Origin of the sequence: Acinetobacter sp. 12966, from assembly GCF_031196995.1 — a bacterium.
GTDB lineage: Bacteria > Pseudomonadota > Gammaproteobacteria > Pseudomonadales > Moraxellaceae > Acinetobacter > Acinetobacter geminorum.
In genome coordinates this window covers 1-10356 of the sequence record NZ_JAVIMC010000126.1, presented here as the reverse complement: position 1 = coordinate 10356, position 10356 = coordinate 1, and the positions used below count along the sequence as shown (strand labels likewise).

Here is a 10356-nt window from a genome sequence, read left to right as displayed (position 1 = left end):
GGTTTGTGCAACAAAGCCATTTCGAAGTGCTGAGCAACCGCTCGAATAGATTGGCCTTCTTCAAGCTTGGCTAATATTTTCTTTCTAAAATGTATTGTATTGGTATCGGTATTGTATTGGTTTTTTTGCGTGCTTACTATACGTTGTCTGGGGCAACGGAAGTGTTTCGACCCGACTCTGGAACGCGATCCGCAGCGACGACTAGGCAATTCCGCACGTTGGCCTGATCAGGTCGCCCCGCTGCACCTTGTCTGAGCAGTCGACCTGCATCAATGGGGCGGGAGATCGCTGTACATTGAATGTTGATATTCTTTCCTGATAAGCGCAGTATCTTACAAAGTCTTGCAAGGATTTCCTTGGCCGGAACCGCAAAGCGACGCGATTGGAGAGGGCGAAATGAAAGCGCACCTACAGGTGATTTTCACGCTCGATGAATTGGCAGCGTACTTGAAAGTCGGCAAGCGGAGTGAGCGAGAGTCTTCAATTTTTCTTCTGGAGGTGTGACATGGACATTGATTTCAAGAAATTGGCTCCCTGGAACTGGTTCAAAAAGGAGCAGGAAGAACAACAGAGCACTGCCTCGCTGCCGGTGCAGCGCAATGACCTGCAGGTGTCGGGTGGGCCCGTCAGTCCCATCCTGCAATTGCATCGCGAGATCGACCGCCTGTTCGACGACGCGTTTCGAGGCTTCGGTTTCCCGACGCTGGCCATGCCACGCTGGCCGTCGGACTGGCCGGGCATGCTGAAGCCGGCGCTGGACATCCAGGAGACCGACAAGCAGTACAAGATCGCCCTGGAAGTACCCGGCGTCGACGAAAAAGACATCCAGATCACGCTCGACAACGACGTGCTGCTGGTGCGCGGTGAAAAGCGTCAGGAGCAGGAAACGAAAGACGGCGGTTTCCACCGGGTGGAGCGCTCCTACGGTAGCTTTCAGCGCGCTCTGAACCTGCCGGCCGATGCCAACCAGGACACGATCAAGGCCGCTTTCAAGAACGGCGTGCTCACGATCACGATGGAAAAGCGCGAGGCCAGTACGCCCAAGCAGGGGCGCTCGATCCCGATCAACGGCTGACGCGGGGCAGCGCGTTTTTCTCAAAAACCAAAAAGAAATGAGGCACCGTGATCGGCGGTGCCTCTTCAGATCAATCTTTACAGGAGTATCAGCATGGACAGAAAACAATGCCAGGTCTGCGGCCAACCCGCCACCGTGCGGGTGGAAGCCAATCTCAACGGTCGTCACAGCACCATGCTGTTGTGTGACGACCATTACCGTCAACTGGTGCGCCAGCAAAAGCGCACCGTCTCGCCGCTGGAAGCCTTGTTCGGCTCGCGCAGCGGCCTATTCGAGGACTTCCTCGGCAGTGACTTCTTCCGCATCGGCGACGACGCGACGCCGATGGCCGCCGATACCGATGACGTGGTCGATGCCTCGTTCGGCGAGCCCGCCGCCGCAGGTTCGGGTGCGCCGCGCCGTCGCGGCAGTGGTTTGGCCAGCCGCATCAGCGAACAGTCGGAAGCCCTGCTGCAGGAGGCCGCCAAACACGCTGCCGAATTTGGCCGCGCCGAGGTGGATACCGAACATCTGCTGCTGGCGCTGGCCGACAGCGACGTGGTCAAGACCATCCTGGGTCAGTTCAAGATCAAGGTCGATGACCTCAAGCGGCAGATCGAGTCCGAGGCCAAGCGCGGGGACAAGCCGTTCGAGGGCGAGATCGGCGTGTCGCCGCGCGTGAAGGATGCGCTCAGCCGCGCTTTCGTGACCTCCAATGAACTCGGCCATTCCTATGTCGGTCCGGAGCACTTCCTGGTCGGTCTGGCCGAGGAAGGCGAAGGGCTGGCCGCCAACCTGCTGCGCCGTTACGGCCTGACGCCGCAGGCGCTGCGCCAACAGGTCAGCAAGGTGGTCGGCAAGGGCGCCGAGGATGGCCGCGCCGAGACGCCGACCAACACGCCGGAACTCGACAAGTACTCACGTGACCTGACCAAGATGGCGCATGACGGCAAGCTCGACCCGGTGATCGGCCGTGCGCAGGAGATCGAGACCACCATCGAGGTGCTGGCCCGGCGCAAGAAGAACAACCCGGTGCTGATCGGCGAGCCGGGCGTGGGCAAGACCGCCATCGTCGAGGGGCTGGCGCAGCGCATGGTGGCCGGTGAAGTGCCCGAGACCTTGCGCGACAAGCGCCTGGTGGAACTCAATATCAACGCCATGGTGGCCGGCGCCAAGTATCGCGGCGAGTTCGAGGAGCGCGTGCAAAAGGTGCTGAAGGAGATCTCCGAGCACCAGGGCGAGCTGATTCTGTTCATCGACGAGGTGCACACCATCGTCGGTGCCGGCCAGGGCGGTGGCGAAGGCGGGCTGGACGTGGCCAACGTCTTCAAGCCGATGATGGCGCGCGGCGAGCTGAACCTGATCGGCGCCACCACGCTCAACGAGTACCAGAAATACATCGAGAAGGATGCCGCGCTGGAGCGGCGCTTCCAGCCGGTGACGGTGCCCGAGCCGACAGTGGCACAGGCCATCATGATTCTGCGCGGCCTGCGCGACACCTTCGAGGCGCACCACAAGGTCAGCATCTCTGAGGACGCGATCATCGCGGCGGCTGAGTTGTCCGACCGCTACATCACCGCCCGCTTTTTGCCCGACAAGGCCATCGACCTGCTCGACCAGGCGGCCGCGCGCGTGAAGCTGTCGGCCACGGCCCGGCCGGTGGCCGTGCAGGAGCTGGAGTCCGAACTGCACCAGCTGCGGCGTGAACAGGATTACGTGGCCGCGCGCAAGCAGTACGACAAGGCCGCCGAGCTCGGCAAGCGCATCGAGGCCAAGGAGGCCGAGCTCAAGAAGCTGATCGAGGGCTGGGAGCGGGAGCGGGCCTCTGGCAGTGCCGAAGTCAAGGCAGAACACGTGGCCCAGATCGTTTCGCGCCTGACCGGCATCCCAGTCAACGAGTTGACGGTGGAAGAGCGCGAAAAGCTGCTGCACCTGGAACAACGGCTGCACGAGCGCCTAGTGGGACAAGACGAGGCGGTCCGTGCCGTGGCCGATGCCGTGCGGCTGTCTCGCGCGGGCTTACGCGAAGGTAGCAAACCGGTGGCTACCTTCCTGTTCCTGGGCCCGACCGGGGTGGGCAAGACCGAGCTCGCCAAGGCGCTGGCCGAGTCCATCTATGGCGATGAAGGTGCGCTGCTGCGCATCGACATGTCCGAGTACGGGGAACGCCATACCGTGGCACGTCTGGTGGGGGCGCCTCCAGGTTACATCGGTTACGACGAAGGCGGTCAGCTCACCGAGAAGGTGCGGCGCAAGCCCTACAGCGTGTTGCTGCTGGACGAAATCGAGAAGGCTCACCCCGACGTCTACAACATCCTACTGCAGGTGTTCGACGACGGGCGGCTCACCGACGGCAAGGGCCGGGTGGTGGATTTCACCAATACCATCATCATCGCCACCTCGAACTTGGGCTCGGACATCATCCAGCGTCGGCTGAAGGCCCGTGACGCCGCCGGCGAGGAATACGAGAAGACCAAGTTCGAGGTGATGGACGTGCTGCGCGGACACTTCCGCCCCGAGTTCCTCAACCGCATCGACGAGATCATCGTCTTCCATGCGCTGGGCAAGGAGGAGATCCGCCATATCGTCGGCCTGCAGCTCGATCGTGTGGCCCGCAACGCCGCCAGCCAGGGCGTGACGCTCACCTTCGATCAGACGCTGATCGACCATTTCGCGGAAGAAGGCTACAAGCCGGAGTTCGGTGCGCGTGAACTCAAGCGCCTGATCCGCAGCGAACTGGAAACGACGCTGGCGCGCGAGATGCTCGGCGGCGGCATTGGCAAGGGCGATCACGCCAGCGCCCGCTGGGACGACAAGGCCGAACGGGTGGTCTGCGAGCGCCAGGAGCCACCCGCGAAGCCGGCCGAGCCTGAGAAGCCCGATGCCGCGAAGCCGGCCGAGACGCCGCCGAGCGACGCGAGCAAGCCTGCGCGCAAGAAGAAGTCAGCGGGCGGCGAATCTTGAGCGATGGGGGCTGTCGTGTCCGACCCCAACGGGCTGACATGGGCAGCCACCCTCGTGCCGCTGGCGGTCACTATCCCCACAGCGGGGCACACGGTCATCTTCAAGCGTGACCCTCGATCGGCCACGCTGTGGGTGCTGCTGATCGCGCTGTTGCCGCTGGGCGGTTCGCTGCTGTATGGGCTGTTCTGCATCAACCGTTACCAGCGGCGGGCGCGGCGGCTGTTTCCGGGGGCAGATCCTGCTGTTCGGCAGGACCTCACGCCTACGATGCCCCAGACCGTATCGGCGCCGTTTGCCGGCCTGGCGCACCTGGTGGGACGTGCCACCGGCCAGTCGCTGACCAGCGGCAAGATCGACAACGCCAAAGCGGAACTCGCCCGAGCACTGAACACCCTGGTGGTGACCTCGGTCGCCTTTCCTCTGACCGTGCTACGGGCCGAAGCCGCGATCGCAAAAGCTGAAAAGCTGGCCGAGACCGACAAGCGCGATGCCAAGCAGAACGAGGAGCTCAGCACCTTGCTGTCGTCCGTGTGCACGGAGATCGAGATGGCGCAGATCCTGGGTTATGGCAAGAAGGCAGACTTCAAACCCATCTTCGATCAGGTGAAGTTCATTGAGCAAAAGTCGGCTGGTGGCAAAAGCGGCAAGGGATGGTTCGACGAGTTGAAGACGCGCATCCAAAAGCTGTTTTGAGGTGATGAAGGGGCTGACTGCTCTGTCGGTCAGTCTCGCGATGTTCGCATTCAGCCCCAATAGATTCGCCTATTTTCACTATCTCATACGAGGTATATCACCATGAATGAGCAAACACCGAATCCCAATGCGACGAACGAAGGAATAAACGAACAGGCCGCGGTAAGCAGCCTTCCTGTCAGTCCAGAGGCCAAGCCTGAAGTCGTCACGGAGGTACAGCCTGAGGTTCAGAAGGAAACGGACTCGCAGGCGGCAGACAAACGTAAACAAGTCCTCGATGAGGCCGTCTCGGCCTTGTCGCTGACCAAATCAGCGCTGGCCGCACTTGACGGCAAGGACACTGCACGCGCATTGGCAACGCTGGCCGAAGTGACGGGAAAGCTGGAGCTGATCGTCGCGCGCGAACCCACGCTCGCCCTGGCCGGCGTTGATGTGCGCACCATCGTGCACGACTTGTTCGCCAACACGGAAACCATTGAGGCGATGACCGACGAGGCGCTGGATGCCCTCAAACATGGCGAGGTGCAACGGGCTCGCCACGTGCTGGCTTTGCTGGCCAGTGAAATCGTGATCACAGTCACCAACATCCCTTTGGCGTCCTATCCCGCAGCCGTGAAGGCAGTCGTGCCGCTGATCGATCAGGGCAAGATCGAAGAAGCCAAAGCCGCGCTGCAGTCAGCGCTCAGCACGCTGGTCGAGGAGCGCAGCGTGCTTCCGCTGCCCGTCCTGCGTGCGAAGCTGCTCCTGAAGCGCGCAGAGCCCCTGGTAGAAGATGGTCAGCGCAGCGAAGCATCCAATGAGCGCCTGAAGACATTGTTGAACGAAGCCCGGCAGCAGTTGGAAATGGCAGAACTGCTGGGCTATGGTAAAAGGAAGGACTTTGAGCCCCTATACGCTGAACTCAAGAAAATCAAGGAAAAGACGGGAGGGGGAGGCTGCGGAAAAGGCTGGCTCGATGAAGTCAAGGCAAAACTGTCCAAGTTGTTCTGAAACCGCTGGAGAGGGGGCGCATAGCGCCCCCTCTCTTGTCCCATGAGTGTTTGATTTTTTATTTTGTATAGATCTTTAGGAGATATTGCATGAACACAGATACCATCGCCAATTCCAATGCGGATGACCCCACCAAAGCACTGTGTTCGCTGAGCCAAAATTGGTGGCTTTTTGTGCTGCGCGGTGTCTTGGCATTGATTTTTGCAGCCCTCGCGTTCTGGATGCCACAATCGGCTCTGTTGGCCATGACCATCATGTTCGGCGCATTTTCCTTGGTCAATGGCGCGTTCAACTTGTTTGCAGCGGTGCGCCATATCCAGAAAAAAGAGCGCTGGGGCTGGCTGCTGTTCAGCGGCATTGTCGGCATACTTACGGGCGTCGTCGTCCTGGTTGCTCCTTGGGTCGCCACGATAGTCTTGGCTTCTTTTTTATGGGCTAGCGTGGGCTTCTGGGCGATTTTCACCGGTGTGCTGGAGATATCCGCCGCCGTTCGGCTGCGTCGGGAAATCAAGGGTGAAATCTGGCTTGCCCTCAGTGGACTGCTCTCGATTATACTTGGCGCTATCGTCTTGTGGATATTTTTTACCCGTCCGGTCGAGTCATTCGTGGCCGCAGGCTGGCTGTTGGGTTTCCATGCGGCAGTCTATGGCGTCACGCTTTTGTTCTTTAGTTGGAGTCTTCGCAAAACGCGCCTGGGGTAAGAGCGTGCCAAACCAAAATCTATGGATATGAGCATCCTCGATTCATACCTCCATAGAAATGACATCGAAGGAGTCATACATGCAGATGCAATATAGCTATCGAGCTATCGACAAAGAGTTTCATGAACCTTGGCAGAGAGCTTTGGGAAATGTGATCGAGCATGCCCTCAAGCCATTGCTCGACAAACACACTAAAGATTCAGCGCAACTTCAAATCATCCTTGATCGCGACAAGATCAAGCGGCAATTTCTGGCCAGTGGCTATATGCACCTGCCCGGCAAAAAGATTGTCAGCGTTACTGCATCACATGACGAGCTGACGCCCCTCGCGCAGATGCTCGCAAAGTCGTTGTTCCGTCAGGCCAAGAAGCATTTTGACCGACTGCATGCTCAGGATCAAATCAAGCGCAAAGCACGACGCGAGCGCTTGCGCGAGCTCAAGGTGCGGATTGCCGCAAAACCCGCATCAGCCGCCCATAAGGCCGAGGTGACCCGAATGCCTCTACTGTCGAAACTTGAGGCTGTCGCAAGGCGTGAGCTGGCTTATCTGCGGGCCGTCGGCGATTTACCGCGCGATTATCCGACGCTACGCGACGTGGTGGATGAAGCGATTGTCCGAGCTGAGGTGGAATGGCAATCCGTGCCGGGGGAAAAAAAGGCTTACACCGGTCTTTTGAAGCATCTGTTCGCCGTCCTGGATAACGAAGTGGCAAGCAGCCGGCAATTTGGCGAATTCGTTTCTCTGGACGCGCCGGTCGAACCGGATGCCCAAGACGTGGCCGAGGCCATGGTGGAAGAGGAAATCTTCGAATTTTATCAGCCCGATGACACACTCAAGCTGGCCGATATCTTCGCTGGCAGTCAGCATCCCGATGTCGCAACGATCGCGGAACAGGAGGAGCTGATTGATCGGTCGAGCGAGTTCGCTTTTGCATTTGACCTGCTGAAGGACATGCCGCGTTTGTGGCGGCGCATTTTTCTGCTTATCCGTGTGGACGGGCTGAATGCCAGCAGCGTCTCTGAAATCCTGCTGATTCCTAATAAGGAAGATGCTGTCCGAAGGTGGCTCATGCAGGCCGAAGCATTCATCGCTGCTCATCTGGAAGAGGCCGGAGTAAGCAAAAACGGGAACGATTGGCTCCAAGGCGTTGATTGGTCGGCATTGTCTGTGACCCGAAGCGAGGCAGCCTCACTGTGGTCCAAGGAGGCGAACCATGAAGAATGATCTTCACCTCGTCTGCCCGCATTGCCAGTCCATCAACCGCGTACCGACTGCGAAGCTATCGGAACATCCCAACTGTGGCCGCTACCAGCAGCCCTTGTTCACGGGCGAGCCCATCGAGTTGACCACGGCGACGTTCTCGCGCCACGTGGAGCGCAGCGATCTGCCGCTGCTGGTCGATTTCTGGGCGCCATGGTGCGGGCCGTGCAAGATGATGGCGCCACAGTTCCAGCAAGCGGCGAACCAGCTCGAACCGAGGATCTGGCTGGCGAAGGTGAATACCGAGGCTGAGCCCCACCTGGCCGCGCAGTTCGGTATCCGCAGCATCCCGACGCTCGCCCTGTTCCAGAGTGGGCGGGAGATCGCCCGTCAGGCCGGCGCGATGGGCACGCAGGACATCGTGCGCTGGACGTCGACGCAAGTGGGACGCTGACCGATGCAGGGCTTGCTTGGTGCTACGTTAATCCTGCTGGCGGCTTGCAGCCTGGCGGCGATGGCGACGGCGGCGTTCAGAGTGCCCGCCTTGCTGGGGTATCTCTCTGTCGGCGTTGTACTGGGCCCCTCAGTCATCGGCGTGATCGCGCCGGGGGAGACGCTGAGCTTTCTGTCCGAGCTGGGCGTGGCGCTGCTGTTGTTCATGGTCGGACTGGAATTTTCCCTCGGACACTTCTGGCTCGCCCGCAGGACAGTGCTGATGGCGGGCGCTCTGCAGATGATCGCCGTGGCCCCGCCGCTGATCCTGCTATTGATGTGGCTGGGGCAGCCCGGCCAGAGCGCCGTGCTGCTCGGCACTGCGGCGGCCATGTCGTCCACGGCGCTGGTCAGCCGACAACTGGCCGACCAAGGCGAGCTCACCACCCGCCACGGCCGCAGTGCCATCGCCGTGCTGGTCTTTCAGGACCTGGCCAGCGTGCCCCTGTTGGCCTTGCTGGCGATCTGGGCGCGCGGCGAGTCGCCGAAGATCGAGCATGTGCTGCTCGAAGTATTCGGTGTGCTGCTGCTGTTCGCGGCAGCGGCCCTCGCCTCGCGCCGTCTGTTGCATGGTCTGCTGGGCTGGGTGGCGCGGCGGGGCCACGAGGAATCGTTCGTGCTCGTCTCCTTGTGCGTGGTGGTGGCTGCCGCCGCCGCTGCGCACGCGGTCGGCGTATCCGCCGCCCTGGGGGCCTTCCTCGCCGGGATGGTGCTGGGCGAGAGCGACTTCCGGCACCACATGGAAAGCCACCTCAGGCCGTTTCGCGATGTGCTGTCGGGCCTGTTCTTCGTGACCATCGGCTTGCAGCTGGATGTCGCGCAGATCGTGGCAGCACCGCTGGCGGTACTGGGCTGGCTGTTGGCCTTGGTGCCTCTCAAGATGGGGCTGAACTTTCTGGCTCTGCGCGCAACCCGCCTGTCGGCGCTCGACGCCTGGCGCACAGGCATCGTGCTGGGGCATGGCGGCGAGTTTGCGCTGCTGCTCCTGGGCATGGTCATGCAGCAGCACTTGGTTGCCGCCAACGTGGTGCAACCGATGCTGATCGCGTTGGTGCTGAGCATGGGGTTGGCGCCGCTCCTGATCCGACACCATGACCGTTGGGCGCGGGCATTCAGCCGCTCGGGCGCACTCGGTCAGCCACCGCAGGCCGAAGAAGGCGAAGTCGCCGAGCGGGCGCGGTCGTTGCGCGACCATGTGATCATCTGTGGGGCGGATGAAGTCGGGCTGCTGCTGAGTCGAACGCTGCGTCTGGCAGGCGTGCCGCATTTGCTGCTGGAATCGGACCGCCAAAGGGTCGAAGCGGGTCGTGCGACGGGGGCGCCGGTGTCGTATGGCGATGCCAGTCGGCTCGACACCCTGGCCGCCGCCGGATTGGCCCATGCCCGTCTGGTGGTGCTGACGCTTGTTCGTCCGCAGACGGCCGAGCGCATTGCGCGAGCGGTCCTCGAACGCCGCCCGACCTTGCCCTTGGTGGTGGCCACTGACCGCGTAACGGATGCCCAGCTTTTGCGTAATCTGCCCAATGTCAGGCTGTACCCGTTGTACCTGGCTTTGGGACTGGGGCTGGCCGAGCAGGTGCTGTTGATGCTGGGCATCAATGCCGACTACGTCAACCGCCGGATCGAGGAATTACGGCAGACACTCAGTGAGTCAGGTGGGGATAGACCATGAACGGGCCGGCCATTGGGTTGATGGTGTCGCTACTTGCCAATATTGGCATGGCGGTTGCGCGTGGGGTTTTGCTCGTACCAATCGCCAGAGGCGCGACGAGCTGAAGCTTCGCCAACAAGCGAAAATCGACGACAACGAACGGATCGCCATCGCCCTGGAAGGCGCAGAATTGGGGTTCTGGGAATGGGATATCGCCACCGACAGCTTCAGGCTTTCTGCCCGCAGTCTGGCGATGTTCGGCTTCACCTCCGACGACGAGAAGATTGGCGCCACCCATGCCGCATGGCAAGCGCGTATTCACCCGGAGGATTTACCGGTCGTTCTGGCAAAGGTGCGCGCTTATCAAGAAAACCCGTCGGAGCGATTGGAGTGCGAGTACCGCGTTCGTCATCGATCCGGCGTTTGGATTTGGGTTTTGGATCGCGGCCGATGGCTGGGTGACGCGGGCAGGCAACTGATAGTCGGCACTCTGCTCAACATCTCTTCTCGCAAGGAAATGGAGCAGCAGTTGCTGCGTATGGCGATCACCGACCCCTTGACCGGCTTGTCGAACCGGCGGGCGTTTAACGAGGCTTTGTTGCACAAACCT

General features: G+C 60.9%; 8 protein-coding genes and 3 pseudogenes. All 11 read left to right on the top strand.

What is annotated here, in order from left to right:
- Nucleotides 1–396: 396 nt before the first annotated feature.
- Nucleotides 397–468: pseudogene (locus RFW85_RS17760) on the top strand (DNA-binding protein); the annotation flags it as partial.
- A gap of 37 nt (nt 469–505) precedes the next feature.
- Entirely contained in the window at nt 506–1075 is a 570-nt protein-coding gene (locus tag RFW85_RS17755; RefSeq protein ID WP_000350434.1) for an Hsp20/alpha crystallin family protein, read from the top strand.
- 93 nt (nt 1076–1168) lie between these two features.
- Nucleotides 1169–4018, top strand: coding sequence for a heat shock survival AAA family ATPase ClpK (clpK, locus tag RFW85_RS17750; RefSeq protein ID WP_004834873.1), 2850 nt, complete (start codon nt 1169–1171; stop codon nt 4016–4018).
- Between the two features lie 15 nt (nt 4019–4033).
- Nucleotides 4034–4366 (top strand): annotated as a pseudogene (locus RFW85_RS17745) (PLDc N-terminal domain-containing protein); the annotation flags it as partial.
- Nucleotides 4358–4711 (top strand): annotated as a pseudogene (gene yfdX1, locus RFW85_RS17740) (heat resistance protein YfdX1); the annotation flags it as partial. The pseudogenes RFW85_RS17745 and yfdX1, both read left to right, overlap by 9 nt.
- Before the next feature lie 102 nt (nt 4712–4813).
- Nucleotides 4814–5701, top strand: coding sequence for a heat resistance protein YfdX2 (yfdX2, locus tag RFW85_RS17735; protein ID WP_005130198.1), 888 nt, complete (start codon nt 4814–4816; stop codon nt 5699–5701).
- An 89-nt stretch (nt 5702–5790) separates the two neighbouring features.
- A complete protein-coding gene (gene hdeD-GI / locus RFW85_RS17730) occupies nt 5791–6402 on the top strand; it encodes a heat resistance membrane protein HdeD-GI (RefSeq protein ID WP_004834871.1) in 612 nt (203 codons plus the stop codon).
- A 79-nt stretch (nt 6403–6481) separates the two neighbouring features.
- Entirely contained in the window at nt 6482–7627 is a 1146-nt protein-coding gene (locus RFW85_RS17725) for a hypothetical protein (RefSeq protein ID WP_005130191.1), read from the top strand.
- Nucleotides 7617–8057, top strand: coding sequence for a heat resistance system thioredoxin Trx-GI (trx-GI, locus tag RFW85_RS17720; RefSeq protein ID WP_004834869.1), 441 nt, complete (start codon nt 7617–7619; stop codon nt 8055–8057). The genes RFW85_RS17725 and trx-GI overlap by 11 nt, the downstream gene beginning before the upstream one ends.
- Nucleotides 8058–8060: 3 nt before the next feature.
- Nucleotides 8061–9767: a cation:proton antiporter gene (locus RFW85_RS17715; protein WP_031945860.1), complete on the top strand. Its 1707-nt coding sequence runs from the start codon at nt 8061–8063 to the stop codon at nt 9765–9767.
- Nucleotides 9742–10356: PAS domain-containing protein (locus RFW85_RS17710; RefSeq protein WP_309171747.1), on the top strand; the 615-nt coding region annotated here is incomplete at its 3' end. The genes RFW85_RS17715 and RFW85_RS17710, both read left to right, overlap by 26 nt.

Excerpts from the sequence above, each read along its gene's own strand:
- clpK (WP_004834873.1), top strand. The coding sequence starts at position 1,169 with ATGGACAGAAAACAATGCCAGGTCTGCGGCCAACCCGCCACCGTGCGG.
- RFW85_RS17755 (WP_000350434.1), top strand. The coding sequence starts at position 506 with ATGGACATTGATTTCAAGAAATTGGCTCCCTGGAACTGGTTCAAAAAG.
- yfdX2 (WP_005130198.1), top strand. The coding sequence starts at position 4,814 with ATGAATGAGCAAACACCGAATCCCAATGCGACGAACGAAGGAATAAAC.
- trx-GI (WP_004834869.1), top strand. The coding sequence starts at position 7,617 with ATGAAGAATGATCTTCACCTCGTCTGCCCGCATTGCCAGTCCATCAAC.
- RFW85_RS17715 (WP_031945860.1), top strand. The coding sequence starts at position 8,061 with ATGCAGGGCTTGCTTGGTGCTACGTTAATCCTGCTGGCGGCTTGCAGC.
- hdeD-GI (WP_004834871.1), top strand. The coding sequence starts at position 5,791 with ATGAACACAGATACCATCGCCAATTCCAATGCGGATGACCCCACCAAA.
- RFW85_RS17725 (WP_005130191.1), top strand. The coding sequence starts at position 6,482 with ATGCAGATGCAATATAGCTATCGAGCTATCGACAAAGAGTTTCATGAA.